The sequence below is a fragment of the Paraburkholderia ribeironis genome (assembly GCF_900019265.1).
Lineage (GTDB): Bacteria > Pseudomonadota > Gammaproteobacteria > Burkholderiales > Burkholderiaceae > Paraburkholderia > Paraburkholderia ribeironis.
This window is the reverse complement of record NZ_CYGX02000034.1, coordinates 82,956-99,391: the sequence shown is the minus strand read 5'-3', so window position 1 is coordinate 99,391 and position 16,436 is coordinate 82,956. Positions and strand designations below refer to the sequence as shown.

Annotated in this window: 12 protein-coding genes; 3 read left to right on the top strand and 9 right to left on the bottom strand. The window is 62.3% G+C overall.

What is annotated here, in order from left to right:
* Positions 1 to 14 precede the first annotated feature (14 nt).
* From BN2475_RS16425 to mnmC, 7 genes are all read right to left on the bottom strand, one after another.
* On the bottom strand, positions 15 to 551 hold the full coding sequence (locus BN2475_RS16425; protein ID WP_094780555.1) for an SET domain-containing protein: 537 nt from the start codon (positions 549 to 551) through the stop codon (positions 15 to 17).
* 217 nt (positions 552 to 768) lie between these two features.
* The gene (locus BN2475_RS16420) at positions 769 to 1,881 is read right to left on the bottom strand and encodes an NADH:flavin oxidoreductase/NADH oxidase (RefSeq protein WP_094780554.1); all 1,113 of its coding nucleotides are present in this window, start codon (positions 1,879 to 1,881) and stop codon (positions 769 to 771) included.
* 73 nt (positions 1,882 to 1,954) lie between these two features.
* Positions 1,955 to 2,668 (bottom strand): glutamine amidotransferase, encoded by a 714-nt coding sequence (locus BN2475_RS16415; RefSeq protein WP_094780553.1) that lies wholly within the window; start codon positions 2,666 to 2,668, stop codon positions 1,955 to 1,957.
* A 127-nt stretch (positions 2,669 to 2,795) separates the two neighbouring features.
* Positions 2,796 to 3,434: a MarR family winged helix-turn-helix transcriptional regulator gene (locus tag BN2475_RS16410; RefSeq protein ID WP_094780552.1), complete on the bottom strand. Its 639-nt coding sequence runs from the start codon at positions 3,432 to 3,434 to the stop codon at positions 2,796 to 2,798.
* A gap of 538 nt (positions 3,435 to 3,972) precedes the next feature.
* On the bottom strand, positions 3,973 to 5,088 hold the full coding sequence (locus BN2475_RS16405; RefSeq protein WP_094780551.1) for a YbdK family carboxylate-amine ligase: 1,116 nt from the start codon (positions 5,086 to 5,088) through the stop codon (positions 3,973 to 3,975).
* Positions 5,089 to 5,189: 101 nt separating this feature from the next.
* Complete coding sequence (locus BN2475_RS16400) at positions 5,190 to 6,395, bottom strand: cation:proton antiporter (protein WP_094780622.1); 1,206 nt, start codon at positions 6,393 to 6,395, stop codon at positions 5,190 to 5,192.
* Positions 6,396 to 7,265: 870 nt separating this feature from the next.
* A complete protein-coding gene (gene mnmC / locus BN2475_RS16395) occupies positions 7,266 to 9,233 on the bottom strand; it encodes a bifunctional tRNA (5-methylaminomethyl-2-thiouridine)(34)-methyltransferase MnmC2/FAD-dependent 5-carboxymethylaminomethyl-2-thiouridine(34) oxidoreductase MnmC1 (protein WP_094780550.1) in 1,968 nt (655 codons plus the stop codon).
* Between the two features lie 414 nt (positions 9,234 to 9,647).
* On the opposite strand from mnmC, the gene BN2475_RS16390 reads away from it, so the two are divergent.
* On the top strand, positions 9,648 to 9,926 hold the full coding sequence (locus BN2475_RS16390; protein WP_006050811.1) for an HU family DNA-binding protein: 279 nt from the start codon (positions 9,648 to 9,650) through the stop codon (positions 9,924 to 9,926).
* A 130-nt stretch (positions 9,927 to 10,056) separates the two neighbouring features.
* On the opposite strand, the gene BN2475_RS16385 is transcribed toward BN2475_RS16390, so the two are convergent.
* Both BN2475_RS16385 and BN2475_RS16380 read right to left on the bottom strand, forming a co-directional pair.
* A complete protein-coding gene (locus tag BN2475_RS16385) occupies positions 10,057 to 11,412 on the bottom strand; it encodes a GTP-binding protein (RefSeq protein ID WP_094780549.1) in 1,356 nt (451 codons plus the stop codon).
* A gap of 193 nt (positions 11,413 to 11,605) precedes the next feature.
* Positions 11,606 to 12,052 (bottom strand): lytic transglycosylase domain-containing protein, encoded by a 447-nt coding sequence (locus BN2475_RS16380; RefSeq protein ID WP_094780548.1) that lies wholly within the window; start codon positions 12,050 to 12,052, stop codon positions 11,606 to 11,608.
* Positions 12,053 to 12,569: 517 nt separating this feature from the next.
* Between BN2475_RS16380 and gspD the strand changes: the two genes are divergently transcribed.
* Complete coding sequence (gspD, locus tag BN2475_RS16375; RefSeq protein ID WP_094780547.1) at positions 12,570 to 14,918, top strand: type II secretion system secretin GspD; 2,349 nt, start codon at positions 12,570 to 12,572, stop codon at positions 14,916 to 14,918.
* Positions 14,915 to 16,432 carry a type II secretion system ATPase GspE gene (gspE, locus tag BN2475_RS16370; protein ID WP_094780546.1) on the top strand — a complete coding sequence of 506 codons (1,518 nt, stop codon included), beginning with the start codon at positions 14,915 to 14,917 and terminating at the stop codon, positions 16,430 to 16,432. Before gspD ends, gspE begins: the two co-directional genes overlap by 4 nt.
* The last annotated feature ends 4 nt before the right edge of the window (positions 16,433 to 16,436 follow it).

Below are 16,436 nucleotides of genomic sequence, written 5' to 3'. Positions count from 1 at the left end.
GAGCAGCCGGTAAGTCATTTCTTCTTTGCCTTTTTCCCCGAGGTCCCGGATTCCGCCTTGGCCTGCTTCGCCGACTTGCCGCCTTTGCCCGCGCCCTTCGCTTTCTCCGGCGGCGCCAGCATCGTGCCGCGGCACTTGCGCGCGCCGCAACGGCATTCGTATTCCTTCTTGAGCTTCCTCGTCTGACGCGCGTCGATCACGAGGCCGTAGTCATAGAAGAGTTCTTCGCCCTCGGCGATGTCGCGCAACGCGTGCACGTACACATGCCCGTCGATTTCTTCGGCTTCGCAATTCGGCGCGCACGAGTGATTGATCCAGCGCGCGCTGTTGCCGTCCACTTTGCCGTCGATTACCTTGCCGCTATCGAGTGCGAAATAGAATGTGTGATTCGGTTCGGCCGGATCGTGCGGATGACGGCGCAATGCTTCTTTCCAAGAGATCCGCTCGCCCTTGTATTCGATCAGCCGCTCGCCGGCAGCAATCGGTTCGAGGGCAAACACGCCTTTGCCGTGCACGCCCGAACGGCGCACGGCGATCCTGCGTGAACTCATTGAATGAATCCTTGTGAAGAACTGGGGATGAAGTCCGGCAGCCGCCTGAAACGCCCGCGTCTGACGCGCTGCTTTTTCTGACGTAAATAGCAAACGCGGCGCCCTGCGAGCGCCGCGTCGACTTGCGACGCTTACGCGCCACATCCGGCATCCTACACGTTCAACACGGCTTCGTTCAACCGTCAAACCAACGTGTTCGTGCAACGTGCAGCCGGTTTCACCGTTGTCCGAACGATATCTCCCCGAACAGCGCCTTCTGACCGCGCGGTTGCGAGCGCCAGTATTGTGGCGGCGCTTCGACCGTTGCGCCGAGTTGCGCCGCGGCGTGCCACGGCCAGCGCGGGTTGTACAGCAATGCGCGGGCCAATGCGATCAGGTCGGCGTCGCCCGCTTCGATCAGTTGTTCGGCATGCAGGGGGTCGGTGATTAGTCCAACGCCGATCGTGGTGAGGCCGGTGGCGCGCCTGACCGCCTTTGCGAACGGAATCTGATAGCCCGGTTCCAGCGGAATTTTCTGCAGCGGCGACACGCCGCCCGACGACACATCGATCCAGTCGCAGCCGCGCTTTTGCAACTCGTGCGCGAACGCGACGGTGTCGTCGAGCGTCCAGCCGCCATTAACCCAATCGGTCGCGGAAACGCGCACGCCGACCGGTTTGTCGGTGGGAAACGCGGCGCGCACGATGTCGAAAATTTCCAGCGGGAAACGCATGCGGTTCTCGAGCGAGCCGCCGTAGTCATCGGCGCGCTGATTGGCGAGCGGCGAGAGAAACTGATGCAGCAGATAACCATGCGCCGCATGCACTTCCAACGCGTCGACGCCGAGGCGCGCGGCACGTCGCGCAGACGCCGCGAACGCTTCGCGGATCCGGTTCAGTCCGGCTGCATCGAGCGCGAGAGGCGGCTCTTCACCCGCCTTGTGCGGCAACGCGGACGGTGCATGCGGCAGCCAGCCGCCTTGCGACACCGGAATCAGCTGGCCGCCTTGCCATGGCACATTGCTTGACGCCTTGCGCCCGGCGTGCGCCAACTGCATCGTGACGTTGATATGCGAGTGTTTGCGGATCGCGGCCAGCACCGGCACGAGCGCAGCTTCGGTGGCGTCGTCCCATAAGCCGAGATCACCAGGGGTGATGCGGCCATCCGGTTCGACCGAAGTCGCCTCGATAAACAGCATGCCGGCGCCCGACAACCCGAGACTTCCGAGGTGGATCATGTGCCACGCCGTCGCCTCGCCACGTTCGGCGGAATACTGGCACATCGGGGACACGACGATACGGTTGGGAAGCGTCACGCTACGCAGCGTGAGTGGAGAAAAAAGCGCGCTCATGGATTACACCCAGTGAAAACCCAAGAGCGATCGAGCATAGCACCGTGAGCGGTTTGCTGCACAAACCCACTTGTCAGGACTTCGCCTCGACCTGATCCAGCCATTCGCCGAACATGCGGCAGGCGGCGACTTCAAGCGCGGGACCGAATTGCGCGGTTTCGGCTCGCAATTGACGCGCATCGATACCATGGCCAGCAATCTCGCCCGCATTACCGATCAGCCAGGGTTCGAACCGGTCGGTGCGAATCTCCGGATGACATTGCAGACCCAAGACATGCTTGCCCCAGGCGAATGCCTGGTTTTCGCATGCGGGCGTCGACGCGAGACGTGTCGCGTTGGCGGGCAGATCGAAGGTGTCGCCGTGCCAATGCAGCATCGACGTACGCGCGCCATCAACGTGGCGCAGGGGTGAGGCACGACCGGCCTCGGTCAGCGTGAGCGGTGTCCAGCCGAGTTCGGTATGACCTGCGGGATAGACACGCGCACCGAGCGCACGCGCAATCAACTGCGCGCCGAGACAGATGCCGAGCGTCGGCAAACCTGCCGCGATGCGCTTCTCTATCTTTGCCAGCAGCGGTACGAGCGTGGGGTAACGCGCGTCATCGGTTGCGCTGATCGGCCCGCCGAGCACCACCATCAACGATGCAGAGACGGGATTGGGCGCCTCGATGCGGGCGAAGCCCACGTCGAGGTAACGGACGGGGCGCCCGCGCTCGCCGAGCACCAGCTCAAGACTGCCCAGATCCTCGAAGTGCACATGGCGAATGGCCAGTACTTCGTGATTCATCGCCCTGCCCTATCTTCAGGTTAACTAAAGAATGGCCGCTACGCGGCGCGCGGCAGCCGACCGGCGGTCGATGCCGCCCACCGGAGCCAACCAGGCAGTGTAGCGGATTGTCCCGGAAGAAGCCGCGTTATACGGCGAAAATCTTCCAGGTCTTCTTCTGGGTGGCGACGTCGGCGGTTTCGTGCACCGAGCAATCGAGACGCAGATCCGTGTCCGACATCTGCAGGTCGAGCAGCGCGCAATGATGCGGCGTCTTCTTCGGATTCTTGCTCGGCTCCAGGTGCGTGCAGCTCAGGCACATGCGGTGCGCCGGAATCGTGCCTTGTGCTTCGAGCTGATAGACGGTCTTGAGCAGCGTGCGGTAGAACGTGGCCTGCTCGTCGTCGCGCAAGGTGCCAACCGCCTTGGCCAGAAAGTCCGGCCACTGCGCAGCGCGCTTGGCAGCCGTGCGGCCACGTGCCGTCAGACGGACCGCCAGCGCGCGGCCGTCGTCGAGGGCCCGGCGCTTTTCGACGAGCCCCTTGGTTTCGAGCGTGCTGACCGCATCGCTGGTGGTCGCGGCGGTCAACGCCGTTTCACGCGCAATTTCGCCAAGGCGCATCGGCCCTTTGCGTTGCATCAGCAAGACCAGGATCTCGCCCTGAGTCGGCGTAAGACCCGCGCTTTCGGCCCATTCCCAAGCCTGGCTTCGCATCGCCGTGCTCAATCGCAAGAGGCTGTGGGTCACTCGCCCGGTTGCCTGTTCTCCGTATACGCCTTCGCTCATAATCTTCGATTAGTTTATTTACAGCCTCCGTGCGATGCCGGTGAACTGCTCGCCGACCGCGCCCTTAGCTTGTGTGGGGTAGCTTCGTCCAGCCGCGGACGAAACCGGTTTCTACTATCTCAAAAATTTACCGCCTTGGAAGCCAAGGCGGCGAAAACGACATTCTATGCGAGACAGGCGAATCGTACAGCTAACTTATTCAACACGTTCTGTGGATAACCACGGGAAAACACGTGGACAGCATGCGCAGCGAATCTTGATAAGCGCCAGGACCGCGTCGGCGGATACCTCAGTTGTCCTTGTTTACCATCCCCGACCCGCCCTCAACCAGCCCCGTTATGCTCTACGCAGCGTGTTGAGTCTGCAGGGAATTATTCAGTTGTCCACAGGCTAACGCAAATCCTGTTAACTACTACTACGTTTGTATACGTAAACTTTATAAAAACCTGAAGGGCTACGAGCTAAAAATTTCAATTACCAAAAAAAACCCGCTCGAAGCGGGTTCCTCAAGGCCTGACCTGCGCGCTTGTGTCCGGGGCTAGGCGCGCCACTGCAGACACTGCTGCCGCACGGCTTCGTGCAGGGACTTTTCCTGCGCGAAAACCTCGCGCAACCAGGTCGCGTCGTTCACCTGGCCACGAGCGATCGCGCCGATTTGGGCAAGCGCGTTGCCCGAGCCCAACACTGCGGCATGCGGCGCGATCAGATCCAGCGTTTCGAGGATGTCCTCGGAAATCGTCTTGCGCTCGCCCGTTTGCGGATTGATGCAGGTCCCGGCGAGACCGAAGCGGCAGGCTTCGAAACGGTTGAACGTGTAGACGAGATAGTCGTCTTCCTTCGGCGTGATCGGCTTGTCGAGCAGCAGGTGCCGGGCAAGTGTCTGGATGTAGCAGGCAATCGCCGCGGCGCGGTCCACCGAAAACGGCGTGTCCATCACGCGCACTTCGATCGTGCCGAAACCCGGCTTAGGCCGGATGTCCCAGTAGAAATCCTTCATGCTGTTGACCACGCCAGTGTGGACCATCTTCGAAAAATATTCTTCGAAGCTGTCCCACGTCAGCACGAACGGCGCTCGGCCAGACAGCGGAAACGCAAACACGGAATTCAGTCGTGCCGAATGAAAACCGGTATCGACGCCCTGCACGAACGGCGACGATGCGGACAGCGCGATGAAATGCGGAATGAAGCGCGACATCGAATGCAGCAGATACAGCGCACTGTTCGGATTCGGACAGCCGATGTGCACGTGCTGCCCAAACACCGTGAATTGCTTTGCCAGGTAGCCGTACAACTCGGACAAATACTGAAAGCGCGGTGTATCGACGATCTGCCGGTCGCTCCATTGCTGGAACGCATGCGTGCCGCCGCCGCACAGGCCGACATTCAGGTGATCGGCGGCAGAGACCAGCGTGTTGCGAATCTTGCGCAAGTCGGCGACGGCCTGTTCGTGCGTCGTACAAATGCCGGTCGACAACTCGATCATGCTTTCGGTGATTTCCGGCGTGATGTTGCCGGGGATTTTTTCGTCCTTGATGAGACGCAGCAGATCGCTGCCGGCCCTGGTCAGATCATAGTCATGTGTATTGACGATCTGCATCTCGAGTTCGATACCGAACGTGAACGGTTTCGAATCGATGAAGGGTTCGAGTGACATGGCGTCCTCTAAGTCAGGTCGGCCGGACATGTGTCACATGCCCGGCTTTTGAATCGAATGAATTGAATGAACCGTGGCGAAGCTCGCGTAGCGGCCCGCGCTTACTCTTCGCGCCGTTCCGCCACCAGCGCGAGGCTGCGGTACACGAGCCACGGCCCGAGAATCTGCAGCACGAAAATCGAACACATCACGATGGCCCGCAGTTGCGGGTCGAAGTTCGGATAAAGGTTATACGTGTCGTCGACCAGCAGGTAGGCGAGCGCCGACATCGGCGATAACGACAGCCCGAGCGCCATCGCCTGCTTCCAGTTCAAGCCGCTCGGCTTGGCGAACGCCATCACCCCGACCAGTTTCGCCATCAGCCGGGCAACGATCAGACCCAGCGCCGCTACACCGCCAATTGCGATGTGCTTCCATTCGAACGAAGTCAGCGTCAGCACGAACAGAATCACGGTCAATAGCCATCCCGCCGTGCCGAAATGCTGCGGCCACAGTTTCGGGCGCGCTTCGAGATTCTTCACGATGATGCCGGCAGCCAGCAGCGCAAGAATCGTCGACAGCTTGAACAGATGCGCGAGCGCAATCGCCAACAGCACGAGACCGAATAGCGCAACGAATGAATGCTCATCCTGCATGTTCAGACGGCGATAAAAAAACGTACAGGTGCGCGCGAGCAGATACGCGAGCACGAGCGAGCCGACCAGCAGATAAAGCGGCTGCAGGATGGTCGCGAAAACGTTGCCGTAGGCTTCCTGATGCAACCAGCTCGACACCAGCTTTTCGATCACCACCGCATACATGCTGTTCAGTGCGGTCAACGTGAGCATGCGCTGGGTCACCTGGCCTTCCGCGCGCAATTCCGTTTTGAGCTGAATCGCCATCGCGGGCGAAGTGGCCATGGCAATCGCCGCGAGCACGGTTGCGACCATCAGCGGCACCTTCAGGAACAGCAGGACGGGCAGCACCAGCGCGAAAGTCAGCGTGGCTTCGGCCACGCTCGACAGAATCAGCCACGGATTGCGGCGGATCCAGCGCAAATCGAGCCGGCTGCCGAGTTCGAACAACAGCAAACCGAGCGCGACATCGAGCAGCGGCCGCGCGGCGTTCGCGGCATCCGCATCGATCACGCCGAAGCCGGCCGCGCCGGCAATCAGACCAATGACCGCATACCCGGAAATACGCGGCAAACGCCACGCGCGATAGCACAGCTCACCGCACAGGCCGGCGGCGAGCAATGCGAGACCAGCCCAAAAGATGGCGTCGGGCGAAAGCGGCCAGGCTGGAAAAAATGAAAACGCCGAATTCATTGTGATGGGTTCTCCTTTTGCTGCAACGGCAGACGACACGAACCAGCACAAACGCCAGCGAGCGAGTGAGCGCATGAGGCTCACAGTCACTGTCGCAATCGCTTCGCGTGGCCAGCGTTGCGAGTTTTCAATGATCGGAAGATCTATCTGAATGCGCTGCAGCCGCAAGGAGCCCGGCGCATTCAAGGGTGCGGCCGTAGCAACAGGCACGGCACGGTGAAAGAACGCCGTCGACCTTGAATCAGATTCTGATTGACCGGCACCGTTCCGTTGGTGCGAGGTGCCGCTGAACGCAGGGCACGACGCGGAAATGAACGGCGATTGTGCCATAGCTTTTTGAACTTTGAGCGAAATGACACGAACATGCAGGTAAAACGGTAAAAACGTACCCCATCTCCATGTCATGAAGAAAAAGCGACTTTTTTACCGCTCAATCGGGACGGAGCAAACCGTCAGATAGAAGGGTCGCGTGGGCTTTTTGGAGAAATTCGCCAGAAAGTTTCGCGTGGGTTGGAAAGGGTTTTGGCCGAGTCGATGGGCACGGCGTCAGCGTCGGCCTTGTCGTTTACACGTTTACTGTATGTATACGTAGTAACAGTTAACAAGGTGCCCGTCTTTCTGTGGATAACTGCTGTTTACCGAAATGAATCATCGGTTTGCCGACGGCATAACCGGATGCACAGCATGTGCGGGGGCAGCGGGTATACGCGAGCAACTTTTTGCGTTTTTCGATGGCGGCAAAGTTACCCCGTTTACGTCCACAACGGTTCCACACGACTTGCGCCGGTTAACTGCCCGGTTATCCACAAGTTTCAGTGAATAACCTTCTCGTTCGGATGCACGCCGGCGTTCCGGCTGACGCCGCAGCAGTTAACTGACCGTTCCCTGTCGCAATGCGCGCAGCAGGAAACGTGCGGGATCGATGTCGTCCGACAGATCGCGTTCGAGCGGCCAGGGCTCGCCTTCGATCTGCGACGCGATCAGTTCCGCGCCCAGCGCTGCCCAGACGAGGCCGCGCGAACCGTAGGCGAACGCGCCGTACAAGCCTTCCGTGCGCGGCAGATCGAGCGGCCATGCACCGCGCAGACGTTGCGCGTCGCTGGCCGCGCGGGTTTCGTCGGCGAGTTGACCGATCATCGGCAGCCGGTCACTGGTAACGCAGCGAAACGCGACACGTCCCGCGAGTGCCGAGGATTGCACCTCGTCAATGACGCCCGCGAATGCCGGCAGCATCTGCGCGACGCGTTCGATGTTTTCCAGATGGCCGTTCGCGCGCAGCGACGTGTCGGGGTCGTCGAGTTCATAGGTCGCGCCTGTCAGCGTGACGCCGTTTGCCAGCGGCACCGCATAGCCCTCGCCGATCACCGGCAAGGCGAGCTGCGTCACCGCGCCGGCAGGCAGCAAGGTCAACTGGCCGCGAATGCTGCGCGTCGGTGCGTACCGTAATCCGGCGATGCGAGCGGCGTCGTGGGCGCTCGCGACGATCACCACCGGCGCGCGTGCGACCGCCTTGCCTGCTGTATCGAATACGGTCCACTGCGCGCCGACTCGTTCGAGCCGGCCGACTCGGACGCCGAACCGACGTTCGAGCAGGCTGCCCGCGGCGGCGAACTGCGCGGCGCACAGCGACGCCGGATCGATCCAGCCGCCTTGCGGAAAAAACCAGCCGCCCCGCGCGAGCGGCATGCCGGCAAGCCGCTCGGCGTCGGTTGCCGATACGGGCGTCACATAGCCGGACGGATAGCGGAACGTGGCGATCGCGTCGCTGATTGCGCGGGCTTCATCATCGTCGGTGGCGATTTGCAGCAAGCCTGGCCCCCCACGCAGCGCCCGATGACCGAGCTGTTCGAGCGCGGCCCAGCGCCTGAGCGCATACAGAAAGCCGGCGCGCGTGACGCGCGACGCGACACTGTCGTCGCGCGAGATCATCGGATGGAACACGCCCGCTGGATTGCCGGATGCATCCTGCGCGACTGACCCATGCCGTTCCAGCGACGTGACGCGCCACCCGCGCGCCGTGAGCCGTTCGATCGCCGCGCAGCCGGCGAGCCCGGTGCCGATCACGATCGCGTGCCGTTCTTCGAGCGCGAGCGGCGTGGGGGGCTCATGGCGGCGCACGCGCCAGCGCGGCGCGAAATGGCCGACCAGCATGGCCCGTTTCCAGCCGAATCCCTGGATCTTGCGGTATTCGAAGCCGCATTGCGTCAATGCGGCTTTGATCTCGCCTGCGCTACTGTAGGTGGCGAACGTGGCGCCGTCGCCGGCCAGTCGCGCAAGCGACTTGAAGATCGCCGGGCTCCATAGTTCGGGGTTTCTGGCCGGCGCGAAGCCGTCCAGATAGAACGCGTCGGCGCGTAGTCGCAACGCTGGCAAGCTGTCGATCGCGTCGGCCAGCACCAGCGTGAGAACCACGCGGCCGTCTTCGAATTCGAGCCGATGCGTGCCGGGCACGAGCATCGGCCATGCGCTAGCGAGCGTTTGCGCGAGGTCTGCGATCACCGGATTGGACAGCGTTACCGCATAGACGCGGCGCAAATCGGCGACGGTGAATGGATGCTTCTCGGTCGATACGAAATGCAGCCGCTCGCAGCGCGACGGGTCGGCGCGCCACGCGGCCCACGTGACCAGAAAGTTGATGCCCATGCCGAAACCGGTCTCGAGCACGGTGAAAGTGCGGCGGCCCTGCCACCGTTCGGGCAGCGCATTGCCGCGCAAGAAAACGTAATCAGCCTGTTCGAGACCGCCGACGGCACTGTGATAGATGTCGTCGTAAAGCGGCGAATACGGCGTGCCGTTGTCGCGAAAAGCGAGCACGGCAGGGATCAGCGGATCGGTCATGCGCTGCGGAAAATGACGCTCGAAAGAGCGAATTTAACGTTACCGCCAGCGCGAGCAGCTCGCCGGACGGCAAAAAAGCGGCGCCAAACGTTGGCAAAAACCAACGCCAAGCCCCGTCCGTACTGGGTTTCAGCCCTCGTTTGGAGGCCTTTGGCAGGGCAAATTGGAGTTTTCTCGCGATATCGGCTCCAGCCCGGCCTAAATCTTCGAAACCCTTGTCCTGATTGGGTTTGCGCTGCGCTATCATAGCAAGCGCCGCGAAGGGAGCGGCAGCCCGGCCGACGGACGGTCATCTGTCCGGCGCAACAGATCTGGAGGAGATCCAGGCCGCAGCTGCTCGACGGCGCGGCTCGCGCACGTATAATCGGCGCGTTCGCGCTGTTGGTGTCAACCTAAACTCAGAAAGGAACCTTAATGAACAAACAGGAACTGATCGACGCTGTCGCAGGACAGACGGGGGCCAGCAAGGCTCAAACCGGTGAAACGCTGGACACGTTGCTTGAAGTGATCAAGAAATCCGTGTCAAAGGGTGACGCGGTGCAGTTGATCGGCTTTGGAAGTTTCGGTTCGGGCAAGCGCGCAGCGCGTACCGGTCGCAACCCCAAGACCGGCGAAACCATCAAGATTCCGGCCGCCAAGACCGTCAAGTTCACGGCAGGCAAGGCGTTCAAGGACGCTGTCAACAAGCGCTAAGCAGACTACTGCCCGGCAGTTGACACCCGCCAACGGCGGGTTTTTTTTCGTCCGCGCGTTATGCATTTTTGCGCGGAGCGAGCCGCGACGAGCGTCGCGGCTCGCTCATGACTTGGGCGGGATGGCCTGTTCAGTCGTGGCGATGCGTCCTCTCGCCGTGGGCGTGAGCGTCGTGGCCGTCGTGATCGTGATCGTGATCATGATGGTGGCGGTGATGGCCGTGATCATGATCGTCTTCGTCGAATTCCCATGCCGGAAACGGATCGGCGAGCTGTTGCCACGCCTGCGGACCTGGCGCGTATTCGTCTTCGTTCAACAGACACGCATCGAACTTCGCTTGCCAGACCGCCGGGTCGATGCCGACACCGATCATCACCAGTTCCTGGCGACGATCGCCGATGCTCAGATCGTCCGGGTCGCCGTACCAGTCGGCGGCGATTTCCGCGGCCAGCTCGTCGTCGCCCTCAGGCCATTCGCTGCGATCCTGAGCCGCCCACCACATCCCCGCGGGACCATGCCGGCAAGCGCCACCCGCCTGCGACAGCGAACCGGCGATGTCGTTGCGCGTGGCCAGCCAGAAGAAGCCTTTGCTGCGCAACACGCCCTTCCACTCCTGATGCAGCAGCGCCCACAGTCGTTCGGGATGAAATGGCCGGCGCGCCCGATAAACGCAATGGCCAATGCCGAATTCGTCCGCGTCACCGTGATGCGTATGGCCGTGCTCTTGGTCGTGCTCGTGCTGATGCTTGTGATCAAGCAGCGCGAGCCAGCCCGGCGCGCCCGATGTCTCGTCGAAGTCGAAGCGGCCAGTGTTCAGCACTTGCGCGAGCGGCACGTCGCCAAAGCGGCTGACAACCTGCGCGGCGCGCGGGTTGATCTGTGCAAGGATGCGTTGCAAACGCGTGAGTTCGTCCGCGCTGACAAGGTCGGCCTTGTTCACCACCAGCACGTCGCAGAACTCGATCTGCTCGATCAGCAATTCGACTAGCGTGCGGTTGTCTTCGTCGGTCGCGGCGATGCCGCGTTCGGTGAGCGCGTCGGTCGAACTGTAGTCGCGCAGGAAATTGAACGCATCGACCACCGTCACCATCGTATCGAGCCGCACCACGTCGGACAGCGATGCGCCGTCATCGTCGGCGAAGCCGAAGGCTTCGGCGATCGACATCGGCTCGGCCACGCCGGTCGACTCAATGACAATGGCGTCGAAACGCTGCTCGCCTGCAAGGCGCTTGACCTCGGTCATCAGCTCGTCGCGCAGCGTGCAGCAGACGCAGCCGTTTGACAGTTCGATACGCTCTTCTCCCACATGCGACAGCGCGGCGGCATCGTGCGCGAGCGTCGCGTCGACATTGACGGCGGCCAGATCGTTGACGATCACGGCCACGCGCAAACCGGCGCGATTCGCGAAGATATGGTTCAGGAGCGTGGTCTTGCCGGCGCCCATAAAACCGGAGAGCACGGTGACGGGCAATAGCGGCTGGTTCATCGCAGTACGGAAAAGCAAGAGGAGTGGAAGGCGTATCGGTGTATCGGCGCATCGGGCCCGGGGCCGGATCGCTCTCGCGAGCGCCGTGATTGCCGTGACGACGGTGCCGCTACGGCAGCACGAAGCCGCATTGTGCATCAAAAAGGCCGGCGGCCGAGTGTGTGGCCGGATCGGAAGGTGGGCACCGGTGCGCTCAGCGCGCAGCCGGCATCAGATTCCACTTGCGCAGGATCGCGACGATCTGCTGCGCATATTTATCACGCAGCGCCGGCGTTTCGGAATGGTACGCGCCGACGGCCTGCCACGTATTGCCATACTTGTTCATCTGGCGGCGCAGATGCCATGCTGCGATATAGACGTTCTTGCACGGCTCCATCAGCGTGCCTTGTGAGATGCCGTATTGAGCGAGCACGGGCAGATGGACCGAATTGATCTGCATCACGCCGTAGTCGGTCGAACCATTCGCGTTCTTGTGCTGCGCGTCAGGTCGGTTATGCGATTCCTGCCATGCAATCGCGCGCAGAATCAGCGGGTTGACCTTTTGATATTTGGCCGCCTCGTCAAAGCAATCGGCGCGTGCGGACCCTGCTGCTGCCAGCATGGCGAGTCCTGCGGCGACGGTGACGAAGACACGATTCATCGGTCAAGACGACTAAGTAAATTGCAAGGGTAAGAGTTCGTAAGGAATTTCTTCAGCCATACTTCAGCCCCCGACAGCCGGCAGGGCACGCCGGCCGGGCATTTGGCTCGCATCGGGGAAAACCCGCCTCGGCAAACACGCGACCGGTGACTCGAACGGCTCGTATCATACCGGCAGGTCGACCCTCGTCAAGTTAGCTAACAGACATAAGCCGGCAGAAAAACGATGCGTTCGACCGGCTCGCGGCCGACACTGCATCGGCTTTCAATTGAATGACGACCCCTTGATCTTTTAGAAGAATTGCACGCAGTCGTCTGATTTGTGACAAATCCGACATGAAAAACTGTTACTGTTCATTTTTTTTCGGACATTGGGTAGCTGGTACCTTGGGTGAGGTCCGCCTCGAAGGCTGGCCCGCAGACCGACAGGGCGGCGGCCTGCTTTCGTGTCCGCACTGCATGACCGTCGGCAGCAGCAGCTGTCGGCATCGATATCACATTTCATGAGAAGAAATTGTATGGCTTTGCGTCGCGTTGCAACGGCGCTGCTGGTGGCTGGGTTGATCACCGCGCAGACAGCACAGGCTCAGGTGACCCTCAACTTCGTGAACGCCGACATCGACCAGGTCGCCAAGGCGATCGGCGCGGCCACCGGCAAAACGATCATCGTCGACCCGCGTGTGAAGGGGCAGTTGAACCTCGTGTCGGAAAATGCGGTGCCCGAGGACCAGGCGCTCAAGACCCTGCAATCCGCGCTGCGCATGCAGGGTTTCGCGCTGGTGCAGGACCACGGTGTGCTGAAAGTCGTGCCAGAAGCCGACGCCAAGCTGCAAGGCGTGCCGACCTATGTCGGCAACGCGCCCGTCGCGCGTGGCGATCAGGTGGTCACCCAGGTGTTCGTGCTGAAGAACGAATCGGCCAACAATCTGCTGCCGGTGCTGCGTCCGCTGATCTCTCCGAACAATACCGTTGCGGCCTACCCGGCCAACAATACGATCGTCGTGACCGATTACGCCGACAACGTGCGGCGTATCGCGCAAATTATCGCGGGTGTCGATACCGCGGCAGGCCAGTCGGTGTCGGTCGTGCAACTGAAAAACGCGAACGCGATCGACATCGCCACCCAGCTGACCAAGATGCTCGATCCGGGCGCGATCGGCAGCACCGACGCGACGCTGAAGGTGTCGATCACAGCTGACCCGCGCACCAATTCCCTGCTGATACGCGCGTCGAACGGCGGACGTCTGGCCGCTGCGAAGGAACTCGCGAAGCAGCTCGACATGCCGACCACGATGCCTGGCAACATGCACGTCGTGCCGCTGCGCAATGCGGAAGCGACCAAACTCGCGAAGACCTTGCGCGGGATGCTCGGCAAGGGCGGCGAAGGCGGTTCGACGGGCACCTCGGGCGAAGCGAGTTCGTTCAACCAGACCGGCGGAAGCTATTCGGGGGGCGGCACTTCAACGGGCATTTCGGGTAGCCCGCCGCTGCCGTCGGGTGGACTCAACAGCAGCTCGATGTCGTCGCCGATGGGCGGCGGCGCCGCGGGCTCGACCGGCGCTTCGGGTGCTGCCGGCCTGCTCGGCAGCGAAAAGGACAAGGGCGAGGAGAATCAGCCTGGCGGCATGATCCAGGCGGACGCCGCCACCAACTCGCTGATCATCACGGCGTCAGAGCCGGTGTATCGCAATCTGCGCGCGGTGATCGATCAGCTCGACGCGCGTCGCGCGCAGGTCTATATCGAAGCGCTGATCGTCGAGCTGAACTCGAACACGAACGCCAACCTCGGCATTCAGTGGCAAGTCGCGAACAATTCGGTGTTTGCCGGCACCAATCTCGCCACCGGCAGCGGCAACAGCATCATCAACCTGACCGCGGCAGCCGCGGCGGCCGGGACCACCGGCGGTCTTGCCACGGCGCTCGGCGCGTCGAGTCTCCAGCAGGGTCTCAACGTCGGGTGGATTCACAACATTTTCGGCGTGCAGGGTCTCGGTGCACTGCTGCAGGCACTATCGCAGACCGCCGACGCGAACGTGCTGTCCACGCCTAACCTGATTACGCTCGACAACGAAGAAGCCAAGATCGTCGTCGGCACCAATGTGCCGATCCAGACCGGTTCGTACTCGAACCTCACGGGCGGCACCACGAGCGCGGCGTTCAATACGTTCGATCGTGTCGACGTCGGCCTGACGCTGCACGTCAAGCCGCAGATCACCGACGGCGGGATTCTCAAGCTGCAGCTGTACACGGAAGATTCGGCGATCGTGAACGGCACGACCAACGCGACGACCAACCCGGCGGGTCCGCAGTTCACCAAGCGTTCGATCCAGTCGACCGTGCTCGCCGATAACGGCGAGATCATCGTGCTGGGCGGCCTGATGCAGGACAACTATCAGGTCAGCAACAGCAAGGTGCCGCTGCTGGGCGACATCCCCTGGATCGGCCAGCTGTTCCGTTCGGAAAACAAGACACGCGAGAAGACCAACCTGATGGTGTTCCTGCGTCCGGTGATCGTCAACGACCGCGATACCGCGCAGGCCGTGACCTCGAACCGTTACGACTACATCCAGGGCGTGCAGGGCGCGTACCGGTCGGACAACAACCTGATCAAGGACAAAGACGATCCGGTGGTTCCGCCGATGCCACTCGGCCCGAGCCAGGGCGCTTCGCCGGCGCTGAACCTGTTCGATCTGAACCAGATGCGTCGTCAGCAGATGGCGCCGCAGCAAGTGCCGCAAGCCGCGCCGCAACAAGTGCCGCAGCCGGCGCAGCAGCCCATCTTGCAGACAGCGCCGCAGCCGGCCGTCGCTGCCTATCCGGCAAGCGGCACTGAACCGACCACGGTGTCACCGGGAGCGCATCCGTGACGCAGGCGCCCGCGCAAGTAGCGCATCCCGCTCAGGTCGGCGATTCCGCCACCGGCGAGCGCATCGCGCCCTCACCGCTCGCGGCGCGACTCGTGCCGTACGGCTTTGCGCGCGGCGGCCAGATCCTGGTGGCACACCAGCATGCCGACAGCCTCGAAGTGTGGATCAGCGAACGCACTAGCGAAGCCGCTCTCGCCGAAGTCGCGCGCAACTTCGGCGCGGTGTCGGTGGTGCGGCTGCCCGCCGACGAACTCACGCAGGCCATCAATCAGGCGTATGCGCGCCAGGACGGCAGCGCCGCGCAAGTGGTCGGTGAAGTGGAAGGCGAAGTCGATCTGTCGCGTCTGATGCAGGACATCCCCGAGGTCGAGGATCTGCTCGAGTCCGAAGACGACGCACCGATCATCCGCATGATCAACGCGCTGCTCACGCAAGCGGCGCGCGAGCAGGCGTCGGATATTCATATCGAGCCGTTCGAGAATGCGTCGGTGGTGCGTTTTCGGGTCGACGGCACGCTGCGCGACGTCGTGCGGCCCAAGAAGGCCTTGCACGGCGCGCTGATTTCGCGGATCAAGATCATGGCACAGCTCGATATCGCCGAAAAGCGTCTGCCCCAGGACGGTCGTATCACGTTGCGCGTCGGCGGCCGTCCGGTCGACGTGCGCGTGTCGACGCTGCCGACCGGTCACGGCGAACGCGCGGTGCTGCGTCTGCTGGAAAAGGACGCATCGCGTCTGAATCTCGAAGCGCTCGGCATGGGGCCGGATACGCTGCGCAAATTCGACACGCTGATCGGCAAACCGCACGGCATCGTACTCGTGACCGGCCCGACCGGCTCCGGCAAGACGACCACGCTGTATGCGGCGATGTCGCGACTCGAAACCGCGACCACCAACATCATGACGGTTGAAGACCCGATCGAATACGACCTCTCCGGCATCGGCCAGACGCAGGTCAACGAACGGATCGGCATGACCTTCGCACGCGCATTGCGCTCGATTCTGCGGCAGGACCCGGACATCATCATGATCGGTGAAATCCGCGACCTCGAAACCGCGCAGATCGCGGTGCAGGCATCGCTCACCGGGCACCTCGTGCTGGCGACGCTGCATACCAACGACGCGGCCTCCGCGGTCACGCGTCTGACCGACATGGGCGTCGAGCCCTATCTGCTGGCGTCGTCGCTGCTCGGCGTGCTGGCGCAGCGGCTCGTGCGGCGGCTGTGCCCGATGTGCCGCGACGAGCGCGTGGAAGAAGACGGCAGCGCGCGCTGGCATCCGGTCGGCTGCGATCGCTGCGGGCAGTCCGGCTATGCCGGACGCCGCGGCGTGTACGAGCTGCTGCTGATCGACGACGCGATCCGCACGCTGGTCCACCGCAATGCGGCCGATGCCGAAATTCTCTCGGCCGGCCGCGAGCAAGGCATGCGCACGCTACGCGAGGATGCGGACCGCTGGCTCGCGTCCGGACTCACCTCGCTCGAAGAAGTGATTCGCGTGACGGGCGGAGCATAAGCGC

Bases quoted from the DNA above. Each gene is read 5' to 3' on its own strand.
- BN2475_RS16425 (WP_094780555.1), bottom strand. From the start codon at position 551: ATGAGTTCACGCAGGATCGCCGTGCGCCGTTCGGGCGTGCACGGCAAA.
- BN2475_RS16420 (WP_094780554.1), bottom strand. From the start codon at position 1,881: ATGAGCGCGCTTTTTTCTCCACTCACGCTGCGTAGCGTGACGCTTCCC.
- BN2475_RS16415 (WP_094780553.1), bottom strand. From the start codon at position 2,668: ATGAATCACGAAGTACTGGCCATTCGCCATGTGCACTTCGAGGATCTG.
- BN2475_RS16410 (WP_094780552.1), bottom strand. From the start codon at position 3,434: ATGAGCGAAGGCGTATACGGAGAACAGGCAACCGGGCGAGTGACCCAC.
- BN2475_RS16405 (WP_094780551.1), bottom strand. From the start codon at position 5,088: ATGTCACTCGAACCCTTCATCGATTCGAAACCGTTCACGTTCGGTATC.
- BN2475_RS16400 (WP_094780622.1), bottom strand. From the start codon at position 6,395: ATGAATTCGGCGTTTTCATTTTTTCCAGCCTGGCCGCTTTCGCCCGAC.
- mnmC (WP_094780550.1), bottom strand. From the start codon at position 9,233: ATGACCGATCCGCTGATCCCTGCCGTGCTCGCTTTTCGCGACAACGGC.
- BN2475_RS16390 (WP_006050811.1), top strand. From the start codon at position 9,648: ATGAACAAACAGGAACTGATCGACGCTGTCGCAGGACAGACGGGGGCC.
- BN2475_RS16385 (WP_094780549.1), bottom strand. From the start codon at position 11,412: ATGAACCAGCCGCTATTGCCCGTCACCGTGCTCTCCGGTTTTATGGGC.
- BN2475_RS16380 (WP_094780548.1), bottom strand. From the start codon at position 12,052: ATGAATCGTGTCTTCGTCACCGTCGCCGCAGGACTCGCCATGCTGGCA.
- gspD (WP_094780547.1), top strand. From the start codon at position 12,570: ATGGCTTTGCGTCGCGTTGCAACGGCGCTGCTGGTGGCTGGGTTGATC.